This is a genomic window from Natronococcus pandeyae (assembly GCF_008122205.1).
In the GTDB taxonomy this organism is placed as follows: domain Archaea; phylum Halobacteriota; class Halobacteria; order Halobacteriales; family Natrialbaceae; genus Natronococcus; species Natronococcus pandeyae.
Genome location: NZ_PHNJ01000008.1, coordinates 160,978 through 186,910, shown reverse-complemented (window position 1 = coordinate 186,910; position 25,933 = coordinate 160,978). Strand labels below are relative to the sequence as shown.

The window sequence follows — 25,933 nt, the reverse complement described above, 5'->3', positions numbered from 1 at the left end:
CACAGTGTATGCGGTTATTGCTGGCGTCCCTGCCCGCCACCACGTCCGGTGGACGGCGGGACGTAGCCGTCGGCCTTTTCGGTGACGATACGAGTCTCGTCGCCGTCGAGGTTGATCTGCAGGCTCGGAGCGAGCGTGCCGCCAAATGCGTCCATCAGCTCCTGGTCGGACATCTGGTCGAGTTCTGCGTCGGATTCAACGCCCTGCCAGTTCAGGAAGCTCTGAGCGACCGCGTTGGAGCCGTGTTGCATCGTATCCCAGGAGTACGCCTGGAGCGGGGCTTCTGTCGGATTCGCGACGACGAGACTGCTCTCGTTGAGCGGCTCGTAGTCGCCGTACATCGAGTCGCTGACCCACCCATGCAGGGCCTCGGGGCCCGAAAGGCCGGGCGCGTACGTGAACTCGTGGGTGATCGTGAACAGGTACCAGTTGCCACCCTGGAAGACGAAGTGAGGACGCTCGAGTTGCTGGTTGACACCGACGGACTCGAGCACTGGCGGGAGAAGTTCCCACTCGGTAAGGTCGTCGTTCGTCGCCCGCATGGCGCCGATATTGCCGTTGAAGTTCTTCGGATGGTTCGGGTCGTCGTATCCAGGAGTCGGCGTGTTCCCCTCGAACAGCAGGAGATCCTCGCCGGTCTCGGGGTGCTGGAAGTACCACGGGTCGCGGAAGGCAAAGATGATTCCGCTGGACTGGTGGACCGTCTCGTACATTTCGCCGTCGGCCTCACCGATGATGTGGTGGTCGTTCTCGCCGACGAGTTCGACGCCGTTGGGACCGGCGTCGACGGTCTGGCCCTTCGCGAGCGCGAGACGCTGTCCCGGCGGCTCCTGTTGAATGCGCGGGAACCGCTCCGGATCGATCTCTTCGGAGGCGGTGTAGAAGTGGTAGATCTGGTCTTCCTCTTCGTCGTATATCGCCATTCCGGCCCACTGCTGGTTGCCGTACCAGTCTTCATCCTCGAAGACGAGTCCGCCTTCCTGCCAGCTCTTGCCGTCTCGCGAGTAAAAGTAGCTGATGCGTGCCCAGTTGTGACGGTCACCCGGCGTGTCAATCTCCGGCCTTCCGGGATCCGCGGTCAGCGAGAAGATGATCTGCCAGCCGTTGAACTGGGCCATCGATCCGTCCCGGTTCCGGAGCGGCCACGTGTCCCATACGAGGCGGTCCTCGGAGATCTGGTCGGGTTCGTGGTCGACCACTGGAGCGGTGTTGTCGTCGGTCAGTTCGATCTGATCGACATCGCTTTCGGTCCACTGGGCTGGTTCGTCGACCTCGAGCGCAGCAGCACTTCCCGTCGTGAGAGGGAAGCCGGCAGCTGTAGCGAGGCCGAGCGTACCCGCTGTCTTCATAAACGATCGTCGTCCCGAGCCAGGATTTGACTCTTCTCTTGGCATAGCAATCTTTATTCTAATTTCGAGTAATATAAAATTTTTCCTGTGAATATAGATTATAAATATTTACTATTGTAATTGTTAATAATATTTCGGAGAGTGTTTGTATCGGAGATAGTGTGTTTCCCGCTGATCGACTATTTTGAAATATGCTGTCAGAGCAAGGCCAGTCAAATAAGCCGGAACGATCTATGTGCTCAACTGAACGTCTCTGACTCGAAGTCCCAATCCTTCCTGGTCGAGAACTCTCTCTCTCTCTAAGTAATCTTCGCGCATGTGGAGTTCAGTTTCTCGAGCGCGCTTCAGATGCGTGTCTGGAGAGTATAGTTCGAGACACCGTCGGCGTGAACGGAAGGAGCTACTTGATCCGCATCGCCAGGCGGTCTTCCAAGAGACGGTATTACCCGCCATGGCGCTGTCTGCGATTCTGAGAAACTCGTTGAATTCGGTTGTTCGCTCGCCGCTGCTAGCACCCGTTTTGCGGAAGGGTGCATGGGTCACGACGGCGACGTATACGATCGTCGTGTCTTCACTCTTGGGAGCAGATCGCCGTCGACGCGACAGGGCCACCGCTCGCGCTGGGGCGCGCTCGGTTGGTGATTACTGGCGTTCTGTACCCTTCCAATTTTCAGCAAGACAGGTTCCGAAGTAAAATGTTTGAGATAGGAGGTCATTTACGGCAGTACGTTTGTAAACCTATTTCGACTAGATCTATCAAATGAGTATGATTTTTACACCCATGCACGTGTAATGGGTTTCCGAGAAAAGACTCTGTGGCTGGCAGAACGAGGAAATATTCCTATACTATACTTGATGAAGTTATACATCAAAAATCTACATTTGGTCACGTCTTGAGAGAAGAAATTAGTTACCCTTGCATAAGATTACTCGACGAGTCGCTCTTGAACTACGATCTCAAACATATACTCGAAGCTGAGTTAATATATCACACTACAAGAACCGTCGTGCTTCTCGAGTCCGCTCTCGTGATGCAGTTTATCGGTCGGAAGGCTGTTGCTATGAGACCGCAGCAAGCAGGTGCGTCGCTACTCTCAATATAACTGACATCTCCACCCAACGTATTCAACGCCGGGTGAACGACGTGGATCTATCGGAACAGTCTGCTGGCGTGAGACTCTCTGGTGACTGCGTTGCCTATAGTAGCCACTGAAAGTCAATGCACACCTGATCGCACGACGGCTGTGCGATCAGTGTGTAAATCGTTTCAGTTGTTACTATAGCTGCACCGATAATCGAGCGGGCGGTTTCAGCGGGATCCTCGTGGAGTCTGCTTCAGGCAACTGGGGCGATACTATTGCGTGAGCCGAACTCTCTTCGCTTCGAAATCCTCAAGAAATGCTCCGGGTCCTCCGATAGAGACTACGACGTCGTCGGTCTCGAGAAAAAGAGTATTTTTGATAGCACGGGAGTTCGACGGCGGATCGATAATCGATTGTTCTGTATCGACAACTCGTCCATCGATCGTTTCAAACCCGTCCCCACCCGACACAGGCCGGGCCTTTATTTCGGCGTGGAGTTCCGTAGTCCGTCTCAGGTTACACGTTGCATCTAACATTGCGTGACAAAACGAGGTGTATTCTCGAGGAAGGTCGCTCGGCCGACTAATGTACGCTTCGCGTCCGGCCCCCCAATAATTACCGAGGAAGGCGCTGATTAGAATCGGTACGAACTGATCTTGTTGAAGATAGATGCCTTGTCTGGATGGAGAGGTACGCCGGAACATATCTGTCGGCGAAAAAAATCCGTCCCTCCGATCAACAGACATCATCGCAGGAAAATCTCCTTTGGTGGTACGCATGACGGAAGCGATCGTGCCGACTCTGGAGACTGACGTTTCTGTATTAGTCACTAACAGGAGGATAAGTACACCCCGGTCGAGCGCCTCTTGTAGGTCATCGGCAATCCCAGGCATCGCTTCGACCGGAACCGACAACAAAATCTCGTTTTCTGCTTTCGAAATACTCTCCTGAAAACGTTTGAAAAGCGTCGGTTTAGATTTGAAGACTTCCGTCTTCGATTCGAACGGATGCTCCTCGAAGCGCGAGTTGAGTTCCGATTCAATCGCCGAAAGGTTTCCCTTCAACTGAGATATTGCTTCAGACGGGGGAATTGCTTGTAGTGTCGTCGGTGTGATGTGATCGTTGACAACTACGAGTCCTCGCTGTTCCAACTGCTCGGCGACCTTGTAGACGTGTCGAACTGAGACGTCCGCTTCATCAGCGAGAACACTCATTGTAATTTCGCTACACTCGATGGTGGCGAGATACGCTTCGACTTCCTTCTCAGAGAGACCGAGTCGTTTGAGAGCTGTTCTAAGACCTGTGCCGTCCATAATCCGTATTATAACGACGGAGTAAATATAGCGAGTGGTTTTCGACGATATCTCCGAGTAACTCACTCTCCCGATGACAGACGAATGCTCGTCATCGACAGAGCACAGCCCGTGGACGGTTCCCTCATAGAGAGCTCTCGGTTTTGAACATCATCTCGGCGGCTTGTGGCGGTTCGGGACATCGAAGCTGTAGTCTTCGGACTGTTTCGATGGCTGCGATGATGATTTCCTCGGCCCGATTAGGGTGACGGGAGTAGTGTGATCGATAGAGGGCGCATCGCCATCGAGAGATAATCGTCACCGAAAGCGCCGTCTTCAGGGGCGACCGCGACCAGTCCGATTGTCTCGCAATGGGACTTATCGAGAACGTGGTGATCCTGCGTCTCCCTCGTTGCAGAGTACTCTCGTCCACGAACGGTAGGTACCACTGGATGAACCGAGTAGTCACCCGTCTCACCGGAATCGGATTGGTAGAGAGGACCCCCGAACCCGGCACTGGACGACTAACTGTCGATATTCCTACTTTACTGCAGGGTGACCACAATCGACCATCCCATAACAAATCAGACCATAGCTAACTACCGTTAGAATTGCAAAGCTACCACAACATAGTGGTGCAAATTCACTCGGGCGAAGATCTAGCGAGCCACCGCAGATATCCCGATCTCGTTCTACGAATTACACAATACCTTCGCGCTATTGTCGATACTATCGCAAACACGTTCGTCTTCTCCTCACGGGTTGGGAATCGGGCAATCGAACCGCAACAAGAGAGACACTGATCTAGAGCAGTATAGTCCTCCAGATATGGTGGATCGGCCGAGAATCCACAAGTCAGCAGTTGATCCAACGGTAGAACCATTATTGGACTATATAGACACAACCAACGTATTCAGAAGACAAACAAGTCGGTATCCCCATACTAACTCGAGAGCCCAGGTTGTCTAACGAAAACGACGTCTCCGAATCACTGACACCGATATGATCTGATATCAGTCGATGAGAGATCATTCGAGGAAAACTCCATCCTTGGCACCTTTCTGAGGCGTGACGTTTAGATACCCGGAACGACGGGGACCCCTCGCACGACCAAGTGCAAGGAGGATGCTGGGCGATCCCTTCACTCTCTCCCAGCGACCGGGAATGCAAGCCAGGTTTAGGGGTGTTCCCATCCAATCATCCACCATGGTCCTCTCGTCCGACCGGCGGTCACAGTTCCCGCGCCTCCCGACGACGTTCGCTGATCACGAAGGCCGAACGATAACAGTCAGTGAGTACACCAGCGGCTCGGCGCCGCTGGTGGAGATGTACACTCACTTCGACGACGACTCCCGATCACAGGGGTTGCCGCCCCGAGACGAATCCCGAATCACGCAGTGGATCGATGGCCTCCTCGAGGACGGACTGAACGTCGTCGCGAGGCATCGTGGCGACGTGGTTGGGCACGCCGTCCTCGTTCCATACGACGACACGTCCGAACTGGCGATCTTCGTCCGACCGGCGTATCAATCCGCGGGGATCGGTACGCAGCTCATCCGCGGGCTGCTCGGACACGGTCGGGAGAACGGGCTGAGCCGCGTCTGGCTCACCGTCTCGCGCACCAATCGCATCGCGATGAACCTCTACCGATCGGCCGGGTTCGAGACGACGGCCAGCGAGCGAGGTGAACACGAGATGGAACGCTCGCTGTAGTCACCATGTAAAGAAGACTGGAACCGTCTCTTTACGCGTGTATCGGGACTCACACATGGGGTACTAAATTACGAACGGTCCTCTAGTTGTACAGTACTATTTCAAAACGCTATCAGGGACGCGTTTCATCGCCACTAACTCTCGGCGTACTTCGGTGTATCAGTCCGTACAGTGTGTGAGGAGGGTGTCCTCGTGATCCGGCTCGCCTGCTGTGCGCAGAATACTGTAACGATGACGCTATGGGAGTGTTTCCAAACGGGTAAGGTGAGACAGACCGCTCCTCGAGAGCGTGCTGTGCCGGCTCAGGCGGTTCGATTCGTCGGGTTCGAAGTCGCTCTCCGAGACGTTCGCTTCGCAAAACACGCAGCCATTGCTGACCAGTTCCGCCAGGATCGGTGGATCGACGACGATTCGTTCGTGACAGTGCGGACATTCGAACTCGTATCGAGCTGGCTCAGTTCCCATCGTTCCATGAATGATATGTGAACATCCCACTATTGTACGGTCCACAGTACGGTAGGGAATATTACCTGACGATCGCACTCACAGCACAGAAGCCAGTGATAAACGGGGGCCAAACCCGTACTGACGCGGGACATGCGACCGCGTTTCAGGATCCGTTCGGCCTGTCCGGTCGGGGCCCTCTCGGTAAATCGTCGGTCGTCGGCACCCCACCGCGCTGCGGGTCCCCGTCTAGGCCGTCGAGTCCACTGGCGTCGGCCCCGCAACCACCACAGCCACGGCCGGTTTCTCCGAAGATGCCCTCGTTCCACTCCGTCACCTCGAGCGTGTCCGGTACCCACTCCGGATCGAGATCCAGTGTCGCTATCTCGTCTTCGACGAGCGCTGCCAGGAGATCAGCCAGCGCGGCGTAGACGCCGTCGTCGTGGGCGCTTACGTCACCGGCGAACCGCCAGAACCATCGGCCGAGGTGGTCTTCGACGAAGGTGCGACGGGCGTCGACGACGACCGCGACCCCCTCATCGTCGCCTGCACGTCGCAAGTGTGCCTCGCGGAGGCAGAGGTGGCCGAGAAACTCCGTCAGGTAACAGATGTGGTCGCCGCGATACGGCATCTCCTCGCCGACCTCGAGACCGAAGGCGTCGTAAAAGCCCCTGATGTCGGCGAGCTGTCTGACGTTGGTCAGCAGCGGCCCCGGCAGGTACGTCAGTTCGTACGGCGAAACGGTGTGTCCCTCCTCGACGCCGAACAGGGACGCCCACCGGTCCGCGAGCCCCGTCGTGTCGGTGAGATGGTCGCTGACGGTCGTCGCTGCGTCTTCGACGGTTCCGTCGATCGCCGCCGCGGCGTCGACGAGTGCGGTAATGTCGCACGTCTCCAGACCGCCGTCACCGCCTGGCCGCTCCAGCCCGAGTGCCAGTAGCGAGTAAAGGCGAGCGCGATGCAGTGCCGTCGTGGCATCGCCCGGTGGCGGATCAAGTCTCCGATCGGCGTCAGTTTCGCGGTCGTCACGGGCCGTCCCGTTTTCGACAGTCGATTCGTCGTCCCGCTTGCTCGGTGGTCCACCGAGGATGCTGAAGTCACTCATGGTTACGTGATGTCGAGCCGGTAGACTTCCTCGCCGTCGACCTCGTCGGCGCGGTCGCGTTCGGCTTGCGGTTCCGTAATGGGCACCCGACCGACTTCGTCGCCCTCGTAGTAGCCGACGGCCTCGTCGCCGTCGACTTCGAACGCGGTGAGCGACCACTCGGTGCTTCCCATCAGGTTCAACAGGCCCTCGAGGGCGGGTTCGTCGCCGTCCCCGATCGCCCGGTAGGTTTCGAAGGCGTCCTCGACGCCCGGACCGAACAGCTGCTCGAGGTAGTCGACCGGTGCCGTCGTCGGCGGAATGTAGTAGACGTTCGGCTCGAGGCCGAACTGCGGGTACAGCGGCAGTGCGATCTCCTTCTGGTGGACGAGGAAGTCCATCGGATTGGTCGGCTCTTCGGTCGGATCGCTGTCGTCGGCTTCCTCCGGCGGGTTGATGTAGCCGTGGAGTCGGATCTTGCCGAGACAGTTCTCGAAGCACTGCGGCGCCCGTCCGTCTTCGGTCTTCGGATAGCAGCCGACGCACTTCTGGGAGATGCTCTCGGCCGGGTTGAACTGGGCCTTCTTGTACGGGCAGGTCTCGTTGCAGACCAGCCGCGCCTCGCACTCCTCGCGGTCGATGAGGACCACGCCGTCCTCGGGGCGTTTGTAGATGGCCTGCACCGGACACCCCCCGGCACAGCCGGCGTACGTGCAGTGGTTGCAGATCCGCGGCAGGTAGAAGAACCAGATCGGATGCGTGTCCTCGTCGAAGTGCATGTCCGGTTCCATCCGCTCGCCGGCCGGTTCGTCCTCGCCGAGGTTGGGGTAGCGCCAGTCGTCGGTTCCGGGCATGAATCCCGCGACGTCCTCGTTGATGTCCTCCTCTGTCGGGTGGTTCTCCGGATCGTCCCAGTCGACGTCCTCGGTCTCGAAGATAGTGTCGCCCTCGTAGGTGTCGCCGTCCCACTCCATCGATCCCATATCCGACAGGGTTCGCTTGTCCCAGCCGACCGGATGCGACCCGTAGGGCTTGGTCTCGACGTTGTTCCAGAACATGTGCTCCTGGCCTTCTTCGTGCGTCCAGGTCGTCTTGCAGGCCAGCGTACACGTCTGACAGGAGATGCACTTGTTCAGGTCGAACATAGCCGCCCACTGTCGATCCGGGCGGGCCTCTTCGTACGGGAATTCGACCTCGCGGTCGAGTTGCCAGTTGTAGACCTGGGGCATCGTCAGTCACCCCCCGTGTCGAGGAACTCGCCGTTCAGGTACTGTTCCATCTCGTCGTCCTCGTACGTCGGGCGTAGGCCCATCTCCGCGGGACGCCAGAGTCCTTCACCGTCTTCGCCGCCCTCTTCGGCCCGCTCGACTCGCACGAACGACTCCTTCGGCGCGCCGTTGGCGCAGTGGATGTCCGCGGCGTAGCCGACGCCGATATTCTGTCCGCCGTACTCCTTTCGTGGCATCTCGTCGGTGAGCATAGTTCGTCGGAACCAGGTTCGCGTCGCGCTCTGGTGGCCGCCGTAGCGGTACAGCGCCTGGTAATCGGTCTCCTCGTTTCTCGCGAGGCCGTCGTCGCGTTCCTCGTGGGCCTCGACGCTCCCGTGGGAGGCCTCGTTGAGGTTGAACCAGCTTCGCGTGACGCCCCGCGGCAGCGACGGCTGGTACCGGACGCGCATCAGCGCGCGGGCGACGTGGTACCCCTCGTCGTCTTCGTCCCAGCCGCGGTACGGCCGATCCTGCGGGTCCGCGTCCAGGTAGACGTAGTCGCCGTCCTCGAGCCCTTCTTCCTGGGCGTCCTCGGGGTTCATGTTGAGGTAGCCCTCGCCGACGAACGGTTTGCGCTCGTCTTCGCGATCCATGTCGCCGAACGGCCCCCACCAGACGGCGATGTTCGGCAACGAATTGGAGAACGTGTGGGCCCCGTGGCGGAACTTCGGCGTCATGTAGGTGTACTCGAACCCGTCGTCGAGCGCCCGGAGCGGATGTTCGGTGTCGGTGAGTTCGTCAGGCGTGTAAACGACGTTCCTGATCTGGCGAACGTCGCCATCGCGAACCGACTCCTCGTCGTCCCAGCCGCGGTCCGCGGGTGTTTCGGGATCGATCGCCGGGTTATCGTCGCTGGCGACGATCGCGTTCGGCTCGTAGAACGTCGCGTCGACGGGCTCGCGGTGCAGCGGGATGTTCTCGCCGGCCTCGGTGAACTCGGGCTCCTCGCGGAAGAACTCGAGGCGGCCGGTCTTCGTGTACCAGGGGTCGTCCTCGTGGGTCTGACGGCCGCCGACGAACTTGGGGTAGGTCCCGGTCATGATCAGCCGGGGCTCTCCCTCTTCGGCGCGCTCGATGAGGTCGTCGATGTCGTAGCCGGCGACGGTGTTGGAGTGGTCGATCACTCGCTGGAGGTACGGTCTGCCCTGGTACTCGTCCTCGTCGATGAACGCCCAGTAGTCGGCGAACCGGTCGTCGTCGGTCCGTTCGGCGAGGGCCTCGGCGACGCCCTGGTAGATCTGGGCGTCGTTGCGCGTCTCGTAGATGCGCTCCTCGAGGCCGGTCTCCGGCATCGCCATGACGAACGGGTTCGTGACCGAGGCGGTGATGTCGTGGACGTGGTACTCGGCCCACGAGTCCGCCGGGAAGACGATGTCGGAGTACTCGCAGGTCTTCGTCCACCACCACTCGTTGGTGAACAGCGCTTCGATCCGACCGTTCCGGAGCATGTTCTCGATGATGTCGAACGACCCCTTCGCGTTCCCCAGGATCGAGTTCGAGCCGGCCGTCCAGAGGAACTTCGTCGGCGTGAACATGTGGGAGTCGCCCATGTAGTACTCCTCGTCGACGGCGAGGGGCCGATCGCCGTGGGAGTACCAGTGGGCCGACTGGGACGTCGATCGGCTGTCGATCGGCGCGGGTTCGTCGGGGTCGAGTTCGGGATCGAAGGGGTCCTCGTCGGTCCACTGCCCGTTGCCGTTGAAGTAGGCGCCGCGGTAGTTGCCGGCGTAGCTGCCGATGTTGCCGCCGAAGTTGCCGATGTTGCTCGTCAGCGACGCGAGCAGGAACGCCGACCGGTCCTTCTGGTCCTGGTTGTTGTGGTGGTTCGGCCCCATTCCCTTCAGCAACAAGGTCGTCCCCTGGTTGTCGGCCATGTCGCGGGCCAGGTCCTCGACGGCGTCGGGATCGGTTCCGGTCACTTCGGCGGTGGATTCGGCGTCCCACGTCTCGAGTAAGTGTTCCGCGACCAGATCGAAGACGGGGCGGACCTCGACGGTCTCGCCATCGACGGTTTCGACCTCGAAGGTCCCCTCGAGCGACGCCTCGACGTCGAAGTCGTCGCCGATCTCGTCGCGCGTGACGGGGACGTACTCGTCTGCGTCGGCGTCGTGGACGACGAAGTCGCCCCACCCTTCACGGAGGTCTTCGGTGAGAACGTTCTCCCAGACGTCGATCGTGCCCGCGTCCGGACGTTCCTCGTCGTCCTCGACGACGATCGACTTCTCGAGATCCTCGGCTTCGTAGTCCTCGAAGACCTCGTGGGCGCGGAGGAACCGGTTCTCGTCCGTCCTGACGAGGATCGGCAGGTCCGTCTGCTCGCGAACGAACGTCTCGTCGTACAGGTCCTCTTCGACGATGATCTTCGCAGCGCCGAGGAAGAGCGCGGAGTCCGTTCCGGGCCTGACCGTGATGATCTCGTCGCACTTCGTCGCCGTCGCGTTGTAGTCGGTGAAGACCCCGGTCACCTTCGCACCTTTCATCCTGGCCTCGGTGAGCCAGTGGGAGTCGGCCATCTTCGTCGTGATCCAGTTCATCCCGGCGATGACGATGTTGTCGGCGTACTCGACGTTCGCCAGGTCGAAATCAACGGTCTGCTGGCCGGTGACCATCGTATGCCCCGGCGGCAGGTCGGTGTGCCAGGAGTAGTTGTCCAGTCCGACACCGCCGATGGCCTCGTCCTCGTCGACGTCGCGCACGTGGTAGTCGACGAGCGCCATCTGATTCGCGACGCGGTAGAGGCCGAAGAGGCGAATCATCCCGAGCAGGGGCATCCCGCCGCGGAACTTCATCGTCTGGATCCCGGCACCGCCCGTCTCCTCGACGACCCGTTCGTGGTACTCCTGCTCGAGCAGGGCCTCCTGTCCGTCCTCGCCGCTGTAGAAGTCGGCGATCTCGAGGATCGTCTCGGCGGCCAGGTCGTAGGCCTCGTCGAAGGAGACCTCCTCCCAGCTATCCGTGCCCCGGCCGGCGTATTCCTCGGGCATCGAGCCGTCGTCGTCGCGCGGGAACCCGTCCTCGACCCACTCGCGGAACCCCTCGCGAACCATCGGGGCGTGGACGCGCTGGTCGCCGTAGAACCGTTCGATCATCGCGAGCCCCTTCTGGCAGACGCGGGGGTCCCACCTGTCGGAGGCCTCGTTCCCGTGTAAGTCCGTCGCCCCGCCGTAGTTCATCGACGGGCCGAGCCGGGTGATGACGTCGTTTTTGACATGGGCCTCGAGATAGCAGTTGTGAGTGTCGTTGGGCGTACACGTCAGCATGAACGTGTCGTCGACGTCCCAGATGTCTCGGTAGTACTCCTCCCAGTCACGGTCCGGGTACTCCTCGAAGACGTTCATCGGTTCGTCGTCCGGATCGTCCACCTCCGGATCCTCGTCGGAGAATAGCCCGGCACATCCCGCGAGTCCGGTGGCAGCGGCGGCTGCTCCCGCTTTGAGAACGAACCGACGAGACGGCTGTTCGTCCGCGCGTCCGAGCTCGTCGCCAGTGTCCTGCGCAGGTTCGGTTTCGCCGCTACTCATGGAACCACCCCCTCGTCGGACGATAGCGGACGTTCGGTGCTCGCTCCCGTGGATATCGTTCGAGTATCATGATTGGTGACGTTCGTGGTGACTGGTCTCCCCGTGCGTTGGCTCCGGACCGCTTCCGGTCGGTCGCTCCCGACACCGGCCGCTGGCAGCGGTGACCTGCGGCCCGTATCGCGAGTTCCATCTTCGTGGCCGCTCTCGAGCGAGCGTCCTGGTATCCCGAATCATGCGTTAGCATCTCCCATTTGCCGGAAGAACATCGTACAGCCACCGGACTGTGGGAGTTTATAACGGGGTATCGTATTCCCGGCGTCAGGGTCTCGCCGCTTTTCTATCGGACACCGTCGACCGACCCCGCGTCAACTCGAGCAGTGCGCCGGTCGTGCCGATCTGCGATCGGTCCACCGAGGCGAGAACGTCGCCCACGTCGTCCCGGAGCGTGTCACACACCGACGCCGGATCGTCGACGACAGCCCGAACACGAGTGTCGGGCGTCGCGGCTCCCAGTTCGTCGCTCAACTGTCGAACCTGGCAGTCGCGTGGTAACCCCCTGAGATCGAGTGCGTCGTCCGGTAGGGCGCCGAGAACCTCCTCGAGAAACCCGCTGACCGACGTTGTGAGGTCGTCGAACGCGTCGTAGTCGCGTCGGCCACCGGGGTTGCGCTGGAGGTCGCGATCGAACGGGAGTTCGTGTACGACCGGCACGTCGAACTCGACCGGGTCCTCGAAGAGGGTGTTTCGGTGACCACAGCACTCACACGCGAAGCTGTTCATGTTCACGACCGCCGCGACCGGGGTCACTCCCCGCTCTTCGAACAGTTCGATCGTCCGCCGCGTGTCGTCGACGCTCGCGTCGAACGGCGTCGTCACGAAGACGGCCCCGTCGACGGGGACGTGTTCCAGCGCCGCCCCGACTACGTCGTCCGACCCGGCCGGCATGTCGATGATCATCACGTCACGATCCGTCCAGGCGCCCTGTCCGAGCAGGTTCTCGACGGCCCCGTAGGCGATGGCACCCCGGCGCGCCGTCGGCGGGTCGCCACCGACGACGCCCGGACTGAGCACCTCGAGTCCGTCCTCGCCCTCGAGGGGGACCGGCTGGCCGTGTTCGTTCGTCAGGACCGGACCCTCGATGTCCTCGAGGAGGTGTGGCACGTTCGGACCGTAAATGTCCGCGTCGAACAGACCGACGTCGTAGCCTCGAGCCGAGAGCGTCCGCGCGAGCGCGACTGAGACGGTTGTCTTCCCGACTCCGCCTTTCGCACTCGCGACGGCGATCACGTGCTCGACTGCAGCTAACTCGACGTCTTTGTCCTCGTGCCGAGCCGGCAGGATTCGAACGCGTTCCGCCTCCGGGAGCGTGAGTGCGGCGCCGCGGATCTGTTCGACGATACGCTCGGCGAGGGACTCGCCGAGACCGTCGATGGCGACTTCGACGGTCACCGTTCCGGCGCTCCTGTCGATTGCCCGTATGATTCCTTTCGACACTGGATCGGTTCCGTCGGGCAGTTCGATGGCCCTGAACGTGCCGGTACCGTGAGCTGTGGGATCTGCGGTCATCGTTTACGGGGTCCAGAACTCTCTCGGAGTGGCGTCAACTGACGGTCGACGTGGTTCGGTTCGCGCGAGACTGGTCGACGATTCTCGCTCGTCGGTTCGTGATGAACCGCGGACGGTCTTCGACGGGTGGGTTCTCCTCGATGGGTTCATCGGCTGCTAGTCCGTGACTCGAGAGGAAACCCCCTCTCGCACAGAGCTGTGGGTGTTTATATAGGGTCGTGAGCGTTGGCGATCCGGGTGGGAACGATCACGATCGCTGAGTGTCAGCTTCAGGGCACCTAATATAGGTCATCCCTGAAAGTGCCTGCAGTCCGCTTTCACCCGCAGACTTGGTAACGAGGATCATGGGTGGGGGTATCCGAGTCGAGCTCCGGTTCAACGCGCCACAGGAGTGTCCGGTCGCCGACGTCTCGGGGGAGACTGGTGGAACCAGCCGGTCGATCTCCTGGTCTCCCGATCCGGACACCGACCGGACGATCGAAGAGTTCGTCCTCGAGTCGACGGACGATTCGGGTTCGGAACCGACGGAGCTCTCCGTTCCGATCGAAACGGTGTTCACCGACGCCTCCAGCGAGATTTATCGATTCGAACGACAGTACCGGCAGGACTGTCCCTGCATGTCGATCGAACAGTTCGGCTGTCCGGTCGCGAACGTCGAAGCGCGGGACGGAACGCTGTTCGTTACCTTCCACGTCTCCGAGATCGACGAGATCCGGACGATCCTCACGGAGCTTCGCTCGCGATACAACGACATGTCGGTCGAGCGCATCATCCGCTCGGAACTGTCGAAATCGGAGTCGACACTCGTTCACGTCGATCGTGACATCCTCACAAACCGGCAGGTAGAGGTCCTCCAGATGGCACTCGAGATGGGGTACTTCGAGCGTCCGAGAGGGGCCACCGCAGGGGAGGTCGCCGAGGCTCTCGATATCAACAGAGCAACGTTCGCGGAACACCTCGCGTCGGCCCAGCGAAAACTCCTTCCAACGATCGTTGGCGACTCCTCTCACGACTGAAGAGCATCCGAGTGAGATGTCGAATAGGATCCACTCACCCAACTGAACGCGGATCAGCCGTTCTGTGTGAGGTCGGACAGAGCTGTTGATCGTACCAGCCGAGCCGCTCCCCCGATCGTCAGCCCCGCTAGCGATTCGCAGGTAGTCGACCGGTCGCTTTCGAGGTCGATGCCGAGATCTCGGCGCGCCTCAGAGATCGTCCCTCGGCTGCGGCGATCGACTCTCGCTCAGGAGGTGGGTGAGCGTTCGTTTGACGCGTTCTGGGTTCGGAACGCTACGGAACGTGACGTCCTCGGTCGACGTCCCGGCGGTGTAGATGACGACGTCGCCGAACGAGAGCGCGCGCTCGAGTGCGGACTGATTGTACCCGGTGTTCTGGACCCTGTCGAGTCGAATCTGCGTGACGTCTCGAGAGATCAGCCCGTGTTTGACGTAGATCTCCTCGTCGGTGATCACGTACAGGAGCCGAATCCAGTTGAGGTACGCCGAACCCACTTTCCCGACGCCGATCAGGGCCAACACCAGCGGGAGGGAGGCCGTCCAGGAGGGCAAGCCCGTGCCGGGAACGATCGTCGAGAGCCAGACTGCGAGTGCGATCCCGATCGACATGACGAGAACGCCGAACGCGATCGAGGACGCAATGGTGAGCCAGGACGGGCGGCCGGCCCACCGGACCTGCTCGCCGTCGGTCAGGTGGAGCCAGTCGGCATCGGCGAGTTCCCCGTGGGAAGACTGCATTTCGTTCATCGGTCTTCGCCCTCCGCCCCGTCACTCCAGTCGATTTCGACGGTGCGCCCGCCAGCGGCATCCGGATCGAACGGAGGCGAGCCGACCTCGAGGGTGGGTGCTCGAGTGGTAATCCCTATTCTCATTCTTCGTTCTCGTCGATCGGTGCCGCAAGGACCTCAGCTTTGCTTTGTTATTTCAGGACGGGTGGTGCGTCAGTTATCGTCTTATCAATAAGACGGTGGCCGAGATCTGGGAGCACAGACTACAGTAGCCACTGAAAATCGGTGTGCAACTCGTTTCAGTCGTTGCTATAGCGAGATCCGGATCCACCCCTTCGAGACTGAGTCGTCGCTATCGTTCGCTCGGTCGCCTCGAGAGGTGATCGAACGTCTCCCGCGGACGCTCGCGGTGCGCTCGTTCACGTTCGAGCTCGCACTCCAGATCGACGAGCGCGCCGCCGGAAACGCGGCAATCGAACAGCGCTTCCGCGAGCGTCTCGACGTCGACAGCCAGCTGTTCGACGACGTCACCGTCCGCTTCGAGGAGCAGTACGGCCGTCGTGTCGTCGATGACGCCGGTGAACGAGCTATCGACGGGCATCACCTGACCCCCTCCGCAGCTGCAGCAAACTGCGGCGTGGTTACTCGAGGTCGCCTGTCGTCGGATCGTTCTTCACTCACGTCCCAATAGCCGTCTCCCTGTCTTCGATCTGATTCTCTGCTGGTACAGATCCGTGCATATGACAATGCACTTCCTGTCGTCGTTGTCGTTCGGTTTCAATTCTGCAAATACACGGTAGACCGATAATTATCGCTGGAACACAGTCAATAACAGAGTACTGACTTCGAATCTGCTAACTCACGTCATGGCAGAAGATCATGAGAATCACGGCGAAATGAAGCGACGGGGCTACCTCAAAGGAATCGCGGCGACCGGGCTTGGCGTCGGCGCACTCGGCGCGACGGCCGGCACCACGCACGCGGACTCGGACGAGACTCACGACGGTGAGGTTCACGACGTCGGCTGCGACGACGTGTATCTGATCTTCGGAGCCGATTCGTCCGAGGACGACCTCGACTCGTGGGTCGACAATCACGAGGGCGAGATCACCGCGGGATCGGAGGAGTCCGCCGCGCAGGTCATCCAGTACCAGGACGTGTCCCAGCTCAACGTCAATCAACAGGGCAACGCCATCAGTATCGCTATCGACGGCGGCGAGGCGGCGGCGGTCCAGCAGTCCGACCAGGACAACAGCAACACCCAGGAGGGGAGCGCCGAGTCGATAGCCGTCGACGAAGAGATGAACAGCGAGACGTTCAACAACGTCGGCAACGCCTACATCGTCTTCGCCGAGGAGACTGGGTACCGGGAGTTCAACGGCTGGGTCGTCAGCGAGGACACCTACCAGAGCGAGCAGTTCGCCCAGGCGACGATCGAGCAGAGCCAGGAGGTCGACCAGCTCAACTACAGCAGTCAGAGCACCGCCGTCGCCATCGCCGAAGGTGGTAGCGAGACCGAAGCGTATCAACAGAGCGCACAGACGAACGAGAACTACCAGCACGCCGAGGCCGCCGCGGTGAACATCGGCGACGCCGACGACCAGGAGGCGGAGGCGTCGGTCGAGCAGTCACAGGAGGTCTCGCAGTTCAACGTCAGCGATCAGGGCGTCGCTATCGCGATCGCCGTCGGCGACGGCAGCGTCGCGGAGGCGTACCAGGTGAGCTCACAGTTCAACCACAACGAACAGGTCGCCGACGCCACCGCGATCAACTTCGACTGGACGTCGGCCGACCAGGTTACCGCCAACGCGGACATGACCGGCGAGCTCTCGGACGAGAAGATGAAGCGAACGGACGACGGCTCGAGCCAATCGAACGTCCAGGAAGCGTCCGCGGACATCACGCAGGTCCAGAGCGTCGGCCAGGAGAACATCAGCCTGCAGAACGCCGCGATCGCCGTCGGACTCGACGAGAGCACCGCGACGGCTCGACAGGAGAGCTACCAGGCGAACTTCAACGCGCAGGTCGCGTCGGCGGAGGGGTTGAACGTCGAAGACTCCCATTGCAGCGCGACCGCAGTGGTGAACGGGGAGGATACGAACGGCGACGAGTCGTGGGCGCTCGCCTACGAGAACGGGAACGGGAGTGCACAGCAGGTGGCCGCCGCCGAAATCGACCAGCTACAGTTCGTCGAGCAACTGAACGTCAACGAACAGCAGGGAGCGATCGCGTACGCTACCGACGACGGTGACGCGGTGGCGGAGCAGTTGAACTTCCAGCTGAACAGGAACGTGCAGGTGGCCGACGCGAGTGCCGTCAGCGAAGGCGCGGGTGACAAGAAGGACAAAAAGAAAGGTAAAGACGACGAGAAGGACAACAAGAAAGACGAAAAGAAGGGCAAGGACGGCAAGAAAGAAGAAAAGGAAAAGAAGAACTGAGAGACGGTTCGCGCCGGCCCGTAATTTTCGGCCAGCGCAGCGGCGTCAGTCGCACGAATCGAGAACTCGTTCCTGCTCCTTCGATTCTTTTCCAGCCGGCTATTGCGTCGAACTGCGGACCGAACATCGTCAGATACACCGCAGCGGCCGTTTGGCGATGGACTACCGTTCTGTGGACCAGCGAACGCCGTTAGTTCGCCGGAGGATCCCGCTCGAGTACAAAACTTGGCGAGAGGAGGACGTATCCGTACACACGGATCGTCACGGACCGAGTGAGGCGATCCTCTCACTTGTACGGCCGTACCCTGGTGATGGAGTCCTCCCCGTGTTTCGGCAAGCAAACCACAAAACAGATACTATAACATTTTGATGAGAACGTATGCGTGGGGAAATTACCATCAACCTTCAGGACGGACGACGCGAGGAGTTCGTCGAGATGGTGGTGCTCGAGCAGGATGACGGCGAGTGGATCCGATGCGTGACAGACGAATCGTCCCCTCGGCAGCGTTTCTCCGAGACGACGAAGTACTACAATCTCGAGGACGACGTCGCTCGAATCGTCGTCGATCTCGTAGATGGATAGACCAGAACGTAGAACGAGCAGCCCCTGAGAGGGAAAAATAGCTTGACGCAAATTGAGACGGTTGTGGACTGCTCGAGGCTTCGTCGCCGGTTCACGCGTCGGAGTGCCACGTCGGGATTTCGTCGGTTCGGATGCGCCTCGAGCACTCCCAGCACAGCACTGTTCACGGATATCCGATTGGACAACACGAAATTCGTTGCACCTGGGGCGGAAATCGTTCTCGAAGCACGGTCTTTTCCGGTGTCGGTCCAATGAGACGAGTATGGCGGGTGGATTAGATCCGACTGAAGAGGTCGACGGCTCCATTACAGTCCGTCTTTTGGACGACAGCGCCGAGTCAAAGCAGATCCGGTGTTCGTCGTACCCGGACGCAATCGACGTTGTAAAAGACCACCAGCACTCCGTCACCGTCGCAAAGATCGTCGATCGAGACGACGATGTCGTATTCACGTCCGCCGAGATGGACATCGAAGACTGGGAGGTCGAATGGGAACACGCGAAGCGCCGCCTCTCTGTCGACGTCGAAGCGCACGACTGCCCCTACGACAGTATCGCCTGTTTCGCTGACGACCGCTGCGTCCAGTGCGAGATGGACGACGTCCAGAACCGGTATTGACGGCCCTCGGAGCCGCAGCTTTCCACCCTGTAACGAGTGCGTTACGTCAGTCTCTTCGAATCGTCCTTCAACGACTCCTCTCTCGTCTACCACGAAAGCCCCTGGACCCCTCTTTCAGTCCCACCCACGGTGGCTGGCCAGGCAGCCGACTGAGGTGGGACTGAAGGGGCTTTCGTGGTGGTCTCATCGGACGCTGATAACTCACGGTCGTATTTGAATACGGCCTGGGATAGCGGCCTCGCGTTTTTGTAGTAGCCTCACTTAAAAGACGAGTGTGACCGTGCGAGACAACAGTCGGCCCGCGAGCGGGGAACACCCAGACAACACGCTCGAGGAGAGAGAAGCCGCTGTATCCGCCGACAGGTCATCGTTCGATCAGAGGGGCTCCGGTGGGATGATCGAGTCCGTGAGTGAGGTCTCTGACGGTGTCGGTAGGTCGGTACCGGACAGCCGGAACGTCGCTGTCGCTGTAGACGGTCTAAGCAAGCGGTTCGGTGATGGCGAGGAAGCAATTACCGCGGTAAACGACGTCACGTTCGGCATCGAGACCGGATCCATCGTGGGATTGCTCGGCCCGAACGGCGCCGGGAAGACGACGCTGATCAAGTCGATTCTCGGGATGGTTCTTCCCGACGAAGGGACGGTTCAAATCCGAGGGATCGACGTCTACGACCGGCCACGTGAAGCGTACGCGTACGTCGATGCGATGCTGGAAGGGGCGCGGAACGATTACTGGCGATTAACCGTCAGGGAGAACCTCCGATACTTCGCCACGATCAGCGGTGTCGATCCGGATTCAGTGAGCGAGCGCCACGACCGACTCCTCGCACAGTTGGGGCTCACGGAGAAGGCGGACGTTCCCGTCCGTGAGTTATCACGTGGGATGAAACAAAAAGTGTCGCTGGCGAGCGTTCTCGCAGGAGGAGCGGAGATACTCTTCCTCGACGAGCCAACGCTGGGGCTGGACATCGAGAGTTCACGCACGCTGCAACGGGAGTTGCGACGTCTCGTCGAGGAGGAAGGGCTGACCGTCATCCTCAGCAGTCACGGTATGGACGTCGTCGAGACGGTCTGTGATCGTGTCCTCATTATGTCCGATGGAACGGTTATCGCAGACGACACCGTCGATGCACTTCTCCAGGGGACTGATCGACATACTATCGAGATCGCGAGCAGTGGTCTCACCGGACGGATCGTTTCGAAACTCCGGACTCGATTCGATACGCTCAGTGTCGAACAGTTGGAACCCGGTGCACGCATCGAACTCACGACGGACAGCGATGGACTGTACGAACTGATGGACCGACTCCGTGCCGAGGACGTACCGCTCGAACACGTGCGGACCGTCGAACCGGATCTCGAGGACGTGTTCGTCGGGATGACGTCCCTCGAGAGTGGGGACCGATGACTGCACGACATACCGACGCAGGTGACGCGCCACGGAACGCAGGCTACTATCACCTCTCGAAAGCGGTTCTGTACCGGGAGTACTTGATCTTCGTTCGCTATCCCGCCAATGCGATCGGGGGAATCATCGTTGCGCTGTTCTTTTTCGGAGTGCTCTTTTACGGCGGGCAGATGGTCGCCGGGCAAGCGCTCACCGACTCGATCGAAGGGATCATCGTCGGCTACTTCCTGTGGACGCTTTCTGTCGGTGCGTACTCCTCCATCTCGAACGATATCGGGAGTGAGGTTCAGTGGGGGACCCTCGAGCGTCACGTGATGACGCCGTTCGGATTCGCGCCTGTTGCCCTGTTGAAAGGCGTCGCGAAGATCGTACGGACGTTCATCACCTCGACGATAATCCTGGCGGTGATGATCGGCATCACCGGGACGACGCTGGAACTGCACCTGTTCACGATCGTCGTCATCGCCACGCTCAGCATCGTCTCGGTGCTTGGACTCGGTCTCGCGGCCGGCGGAGTCACGGTCCTCTACAAACAGATCGGCAACTGGCTCAACCTCCTCCAGTTCGGGTTTATCGTGCTCATTTCCGCACCCGCGTTCGACCTCGGGTGGCTGCAATTTCTTCCCCTCGCCCACGGGAGCGCCCTCCTCCAGCGTGCGATGATCGACGGCATCCGGCTCTGGGAATTCACACCGGCTGAAATCGCGCTTCTGGTCGGAGTCGCTGCTGGATACCTGGTGTTGGGATATGCAGTCTTTCAGTACGCGACTCGCCGAGCGAGACGGCTTGGCGTCCTCGGCGACTACTGATGGACTCACGGCGCCTCGCCGTTCTCGATGCGAGTGGTGGCTCGACGTCTGCCCTCAGTACGGCCCCGGAAGCAGTGAGACTACTGACACCCTGACTCTTGAATACGACGAGTCGGTGGCTCGTGGATGCACGGAGATCCTTCGTCGATCATCTACCGCGTCGATTAGCCGTGGGTGAATCAGGGGCTCCTCACCAGACGAGTCACTCCCGAGCAAACGGGCGCCAGTACAGCAGGCCGACTGTGAGCACGAACGCAACCGTCGAAATACCGTACGCCTGGCTGTAGACGGTCGTTGCGACAGCACCGGTAGCACCCCCGGCACCCGTGGCGATGGTCGCAAGGAGCGGCCAACTACAGGTGATACACGTGAACAAGCCGAGGACGCCCGGAAGAGCCGCGTTGTAGATGTCGAGTATCGCTGCATAGATCAGGTACGCGAGAGCGACGTAACCGACGAAATTGTACGGCGAAACAGCCAGCAGTAGATCCGGACTCGAGTAAAATACGGCTGGCCCGTACCCCGGTGGTGCCGTTATCGTCATATCTAGACCGTAGAGGAACTCTGCGTGGCTCTCGTGGAGGTGCTCGTGGTGGTCGTGGTGGCTGTGCCCTTCGCTGAACAGTCCTCCAACGTAGCCCAGAAGTAGAAAATAGCCGACTGCGATCGTTCCAGCAATCGACGTTCGCCCTCGGGGGGCGGATCTTGGATTCGTCCGCCAAACCGCCCAGAGACCGACGTTGAGCCAAACGAACGGATAGACGTGAAAGAGCCCAAATTCAGCCCCCTGGACCGTGACGTACGTCAGCACGAGCAAACTCTCGAAGAGAACGACAGCCGTCCAGAAAAGTACCGTCCGGAGGTTTGGTACCGGCGGACGGAAAGAGCGGGTTGTTGCTCGAGTCATCCGTCGACGCTGGCACCTCCGTCTCGATCTGCGAGCGAGGGCACCCTCCGATCAAGAACAGTCGAAGGCGGGCCGATCCGGGAGACGGGACGGAACGGGCCCGTGTTCGAGTCCATATATCGCTCACAGTAGCCCCGGATCAAATACGCTCGCGTACTGCTCCGTAACCCAGTTACGAGAGGTTACCGCCAGAAGCCGGGTAGTCGAGACGCCATCTCGAGTGCCGAAACGGACGGATGGTCTCGAGTGAGCGCTGTATCACCGGTCCCGGTGTACTTATTCAGCTCGAGACGTTCGTATGATTATATGAGTGAACGAGCGGACGCCACCGATCAGGAGTTCTGGGCAGATGCGGACGGTGGCCGAGCGCTGCAGCGCTATCGAACGCTCGTTAACGCAGTCGACAACGGGATCTACCAGCTCGACGCCGACGGACGATTTCTCGCAGTCAACGACGCCATCCTCGAGCTAACTGGCTATACGCGCGAGGAACTGCTCGGCGAGCCGGCGGCGCTGGTTCTGGACGACGGCGACCGAATCGAGCGAGAGATCCGCGATAGCTTCGAGCGCGACGAGCACCGGACCGAGCCGATCGAGATCACTGTTCGGACGGCCGCCGATGAAGCGGTCCCCTGCGAACTGACGCTGAATCCCCTCGTCGAGGAGGAAACGTTGCAGGGGGCCGTCGGCATCGTTCGCGACGTTGGCGATCGGACGCAGACGAAACGCGAACTCCACGAGCGGGAAGCCCAACTCGAGCGCGAGCGGAGCCTGACCGACCGAATTATCGAGGCCAGCCACATCGGGATCGTGGTTCTGGACTCGGACGGCGAGATCCTGCGCATCAACGAGCGCGGGCGGGAACTGCTCGACGTCGAGGACGCGGAGCGTTACGATCCGTCGGACAGACCGGTGTACGACGAGAACGGGACGCGGATTCCGGTCGAAGAGCATCCGTTCGCACAGACGCTGGCGACCGGAGAACCGGTATCCGACCGCGTGCTACGGGTCGAGCGGCCGGGCGGGAGTCACCGCTGGCTGTCGGTCAACGCGAAGCCCGTACTGACCGACGACGGGGAGATCGACCGGGTCGTGACGACCGGCAAGGACGTCACCGCCCTGAAAGAGCGCGAGCGACGGCTCGAGCGGCGCGCGGACGAGCTATCCGTGGAACTCGACGAAATCTACGGGCGGATTACCGACGGGGTCATGGCCCTCGATCGAGAGTGGACGTTCACCCACGCGAACGAGCGCGCCGGGCAGATCCTCGCCGTCGAGAGCGAAGAACTGCTCGGAATGAATCTCTGGGAGACCTTTCCGGATATCGTCGGAACCTCGTTCGAAGACCGGTACCGCGAGGCGATGGAAACCCAGGAGTCGGTCTCGTTCGAAGAGTATCATCCACCGGACGATACCTGGTACGAGGAACACGTCTATCCGTCGGAAACGGGGCTGTCGATCTACTTTCGAGACGTTACCGAGCGCAAGGACCGAGAGCAGGAACTCGAACTGTTCCGGAACCTGCTCGATCACTCCACCGATAGCATCATGGTAATCGATCCGGAGACCGGTGCGTTCGTGGACGTCAACGAGACGGCGTGTCGCCGACACGGCTACTCCCGTGAAGAGTTCCTGCAACTAACGGTTCCCGACGTCGAAACCGAACTCCCCGACCACGACGCGTGGCGGTCCTTCGTCGAGGAGCTGAGAGCCGAGGGCGAAGCAATCTTCGACGGCTATCACAGACGGGAGGACGGAGCCATCTACCCCGTAGAAGTCAACGTCACCTTCGTCGAACTGGAACGGGAGTACGTCGTCGCCATCGCCCGCGACGTCACCGAACGCAAGGAGTTCGAGGGGATGCTCACGGGCCTTCACGACTCGTCACGGCTGTTCCTGAGCGCCGAAACGAAAGCCGATATCAGCGAAATCATCGTCGACACGGCGTCGAACGTGCTCGATCTCCCCTGCGTCGCGTGTTATCAGCACGACCCCGATCGGGACGTGCTGGTTCCGGACGCCCACTCGGTAGACGAAGCGTTTCCCGCACAGCGGTTCACCGAACTGCGACCCGACGGAACGAGCCGCACCGCCCAGGCCTTCGAAGCGGGGGAGCTCTACCGCTACGATGCGGAGGCCGAGCCGCCTCGAGTCCAGGTCAACTCGGGCGAGACCGAGATGCGAAGCGGGCTGTTCGTTCCGATGGGCGATCACGGCGTCGTCGTCGCCGGCGCGTGTACGACCGGTGAGATTGACGACAAACAGCAACAGCTCGTCGAGATTCTCGCCACGAACGCGCAATCGGCGTACGACCGCCTCGAGCGCGAGCAGTACGTCCGCGACGCCAAGGAACAGCTGGAAGCCGCGACCGAAGCCGGCGCCGTCGGCACCTGGGAGTGGCAGATTCCCGAAGACAGGTTCGTCACTGGCAGCACGCTCGCCCGGACGTTCGGGGTCGATCCCGAGGCCGCAACGGAGGGTGTCTCGCTCGATCAGTTCGTCTCGGCGATCCACGAGGACGACCGCGAGCGGATCAGAGAGAGGATCGAAGACGCAATCCAGTCCTGTGGCGAGTACGAGTCCGAGTACCGCGTCTGGAACGACGAGGGCGACCTCCGCTGGGTCGTCGCCCGCGGCCACGTCGAGTGTGACGAGGACGGCAACCCCGTCACGTTCCCCGGCACGCTCGTCGACATTACCGAGCGAAAGCGCGCCGAACAGGAACTCCAGCGACACAAGCGCCAGCTCGAGAGCCTGTTCGAACTGCTGCCGGTCGCCGTCGTCGTCGCGGACGCGGACGGCCGACTCGTCGAGGCCAACGAAACCGCCAGGGAGATCTGGGGCGGCGACGTCTTCGACGCGGAGACCGTCGCCGACTACGAGCAGTACAACGGCTGGTGGGCCGACACCGGCGAGCCGGTCGATCCGGACGAGTGGACCCTCGCTCGCGTTCTCGAGGGCGAAGAGGTCACTGAGCCGGACATCTGCGAGATCGAAACCACGGACGGCGAGCGTCGGACCGTCATGCTCCACGGGATGCCGATCCGAGACGCGAGCGGCGAGATCAGCCACGGGGTCATCACGCAAACGGACATCACCGAGCGACGGCAGTACCGGCGTCAACTCGAGGAGTCGAACGAGCGCCTCGAACAGTTCGCCTACGCCGCCTCTCACGACCTCCAGGAGCCGCTGCGGATGGTCTCGAGCTACCTCCAGTTGATCGAGAACCGATACGGCGACGACCTCGACGAGGAGGGCCAGGAGTTCATCGGGTTCGCCGTCGACGGCGCCGAGCGGATGAACGCGATGATCGAGGGGCTGCTCGAGTACTCGCGGGTCGAAACGCAAGGGGATCCGTTCGAGCCGACCGAACTGGACGAGGTACTCGCGGCGGCGAAACAGGATCTGGAGATAACGATCGACGAGTCCGACGCCGAGATCACCGCCGCCACGCTTCCCCGCGTCGAGGGCGACTCGAGCCAGCTGCGACAGCTATTCCAGAACCTACTCGATAACGCGATCGAGTACAGCGGCGACGAACCGCCGCGGATACACGTCTCGGCCGAGCGATGCGAGGCGCGAAGCCCCTCGAAACGGAGCGGCACCGCCGCGGAGAACGACGGGCCGGCGTGGGTCGTCTCGGTTCGCGACGGGGGGATCGGCATCCATCCGGACGACGCCGACCGGATCTTCGAGGTGTTTCAGCGGCTTCACAGCCACGAGGATCACGACGGGACCGGCATCGGCCTCGCGCTCTGCAAGCGGATCGTCGAACGCCACGACGGGGAGATCTGGGTCGACTCCGAACCCGGCGAGGGAACGACGTTTTCGTTCCGCCTGCCGGCCGCATAGCCCGATTCAGGTACGAAACGTTTTGAATACGAACTGGTAGATTCGTCACGTAGAGAGACACGTACCTTTTTCGGTGTCGGGATTTCGCCGACAGAGAGGGATCTTCGATCCCTCAAGCAGTCGGCGCTTTGCGCCGACGACCTCGCGCGGAACCACTCGCGCAAAAATCTACGTTAAAAAGGCCGCTCACTCCCGTCGGTCGCTCGCGGGTGCTACGCTTGCCGCGTTACCGCAGCGTTGCTTCTTCGACCTGTACG

19 protein-coding genes are annotated in these 25,933 nt (G+C 60.8%); 8 read left to right on the top strand and 11 right to left on the bottom strand.

What is annotated here, in order from left to right; translation table 11 throughout:
- Window positions 1–14: 14 nt before the first annotated feature.
- Both CV102_RS15710 and CV102_RS15705 read right to left on the bottom strand, forming a co-directional pair.
- A complete protein-coding gene (locus CV102_RS15710; protein WP_148858965.1) occupies window positions 15–1,349 on the bottom strand; it encodes a glycoside hydrolase family 68 protein in 1,335 nt (444 codons plus the stop codon).
- Window positions 1,350–2,703: 1,354 nt separating this feature from the next.
- Window positions 2,704–3,744 carry a TrmB family transcriptional regulator sugar-binding domain-containing protein gene (locus CV102_RS15705; RefSeq protein ID WP_148858964.1) on the bottom strand — a complete coding sequence of 347 codons (1,041 nt, stop codon included), beginning with the start codon at window positions 3,742–3,744 and terminating at the stop codon, window positions 2,704–2,706.
- Window positions 3,745–4,929: 1,185 nt separating this feature from the next.
- Here CV102_RS15705 and CV102_RS15700 point away from each other — a divergent pair.
- The gene (locus CV102_RS15700; RefSeq protein ID WP_148858963.1) at window positions 4,930–5,436 is read left to right on the top strand and encodes a GNAT family N-acetyltransferase; all 507 of its coding nucleotides are present in this window, start codon (window positions 4,930–4,932) and stop codon (window positions 5,434–5,436) included.
- Between the two features lie 237 nt (window positions 5,437–5,673).
- Here the strand turns inward: CV102_RS15700 and CV102_RS27405 are convergent, their stop codons facing one another.
- The 5 genes from CV102_RS27405 to CV102_RS15675 form a co-directional block, all read right to left on the bottom strand.
- Window positions 5,674–5,901, bottom strand: a complete 228-nt coding sequence (locus CV102_RS27405) for a DUF7560 family zinc ribbon protein (RefSeq protein WP_148858962.1) — start codon at window positions 5,899–5,901, stop codon at window positions 5,674–5,676.
- Between the two features lie 145 nt (window positions 5,902–6,046).
- Window positions 6,047–6,985 carry a TorD/DmsD family molecular chaperone gene (locus CV102_RS15690; RefSeq protein WP_148858961.1) on the bottom strand — a complete coding sequence of 313 codons (939 nt, stop codon included), beginning with the start codon at window positions 6,983–6,985 and terminating at the stop codon, window positions 6,047–6,049.
- A gap of 2 nt (window positions 6,986–6,987) precedes the next feature.
- Window positions 6,988–8,193 carry a 4Fe-4S dicluster domain-containing protein gene (locus CV102_RS15685; RefSeq protein WP_148858960.1) on the bottom strand — a complete coding sequence of 402 codons (1,206 nt, stop codon included), beginning with the start codon at window positions 8,191–8,193 and terminating at the stop codon, window positions 6,988–6,990.
- Between the two features lie 2 nt (window positions 8,194–8,195).
- The gene (locus tag CV102_RS15680) at window positions 8,196–11,753 is read right to left on the bottom strand and encodes a molybdopterin-dependent oxidoreductase (RefSeq protein WP_148858959.1); all 3,558 of its coding nucleotides are present in this window, start codon (window positions 11,751–11,753) and stop codon (window positions 8,196–8,198) included.
- Between the two features lie 318 nt (window positions 11,754–12,071).
- Window positions 12,072–13,319 (bottom strand): P-loop NTPase, encoded by a 1,248-nt coding sequence (locus tag CV102_RS15675; RefSeq protein ID WP_148858958.1) that lies wholly within the window; start codon window positions 13,317–13,319, stop codon window positions 12,072–12,074.
- 344 nt (window positions 13,320–13,663) lie between these two features.
- On the opposite strand from CV102_RS15675, the gene CV102_RS15670 reads away from it, so the two are divergent.
- Window positions 13,664–14,335 carry a helix-turn-helix domain-containing protein gene (locus CV102_RS15670; protein WP_148858957.1) on the top strand — a complete coding sequence of 224 codons (672 nt, stop codon included), beginning with the start codon at window positions 13,664–13,666 and terminating at the stop codon, window positions 14,333–14,335.
- A gap of 189 nt (window positions 14,336–14,524) precedes the next feature.
- On the opposite strand, the gene CV102_RS15665 is transcribed toward CV102_RS15670, so the two are convergent.
- From CV102_RS15665 to CV102_RS15660, 3 genes are all read right to left on the bottom strand, one after another.
- Window positions 14,525–15,082, bottom strand: a complete 558-nt coding sequence (locus CV102_RS15665) for a PH domain-containing protein (protein WP_148858956.1) — start codon at window positions 15,080–15,082, stop codon at window positions 14,525–14,527.
- Complete coding sequence (locus CV102_RS27030; RefSeq protein WP_267903127.1) at window positions 15,079–15,207, bottom strand: hypothetical protein; 129 nt, start codon at window positions 15,205–15,207, stop codon at window positions 15,079–15,081. Before CV102_RS27030 ends, CV102_RS15665 begins: the two co-directional genes overlap by 4 nt.
- A gap of 208 nt (window positions 15,208–15,415) precedes the next feature.
- Window positions 15,416–15,664, bottom strand: coding sequence for a DUF3006 domain-containing protein (locus tag CV102_RS15660; RefSeq protein ID WP_148858955.1), 249 nt, complete (start codon window positions 15,662–15,664; stop codon window positions 15,416–15,418).
- Between the two features lie 265 nt (window positions 15,665–15,929).
- Here CV102_RS15660 and CV102_RS15655 point away from each other — a divergent pair, with 265 nt between their 5' ends.
- The 5 genes from CV102_RS15655 to CV102_RS15635 all read left to right on the top strand — a co-directional run bounded on the left by CV102_RS15655 (window position 15,930) and on the right by CV102_RS15635 (window position 20,917).
- Window positions 15,930–17,501, top strand: coding sequence for a hypothetical protein (locus tag CV102_RS15655; protein ID WP_148858954.1), 1,572 nt, complete (start codon window positions 15,930–15,932; stop codon window positions 17,499–17,501).
- 379 nt (window positions 17,502–17,880) lie between these two features.
- Window positions 17,881–18,084, top strand: coding sequence for a hypothetical protein (locus tag CV102_RS15650; RefSeq protein ID WP_148858953.1), 204 nt, complete (start codon window positions 17,881–17,883; stop codon window positions 18,082–18,084).
- Between the two features lie 262 nt (window positions 18,085–18,346).
- Window positions 18,347–18,700 carry a hypothetical protein gene (locus CV102_RS15645; protein ID WP_148858952.1) on the top strand — a complete coding sequence of 118 codons (354 nt, stop codon included), beginning with the start codon at window positions 18,347–18,349 and terminating at the stop codon, window positions 18,698–18,700.
- 274 nt (window positions 18,701–18,974) lie between these two features.
- On the top strand, window positions 18,975–20,108 hold the full coding sequence (locus CV102_RS15640) for an ABC transporter ATP-binding protein (RefSeq protein ID WP_394349490.1): 1,134 nt from the start codon (window positions 18,975–18,977) through the stop codon (window positions 20,106–20,108).
- Window positions 20,105–20,917, top strand: coding sequence for an ABC transporter permease (locus tag CV102_RS15635; protein ID WP_148858950.1), 813 nt, complete (start codon window positions 20,105–20,107; stop codon window positions 20,915–20,917). Before CV102_RS15640 ends, CV102_RS15635 begins: the two co-directional genes overlap by 4 nt.
- 202 nt (window positions 20,918–21,119) lie before the next feature.
- Here the strand turns inward: CV102_RS15635 and CV102_RS15630 are convergent, their stop codons facing one another.
- On the bottom strand, window positions 21,120–21,824 hold the full coding sequence (locus CV102_RS15630; protein ID WP_148858949.1) for a DUF7546 family protein: 705 nt from the start codon (window positions 21,822–21,824) through the stop codon (window positions 21,120–21,122).
- 306 nt (window positions 21,825–22,130) lie between these two features.
- On the opposite strand from CV102_RS15630, the gene CV102_RS15625 reads away from it, so the two are divergent.
- Entirely contained in the window at window positions 22,131–25,676 is a 3,546-nt protein-coding gene (locus CV102_RS15625; protein ID WP_148858948.1) for a PAS domain S-box protein, read from the top strand.
- Window positions 25,677–25,933: the final 257 nt, after the last annotated feature.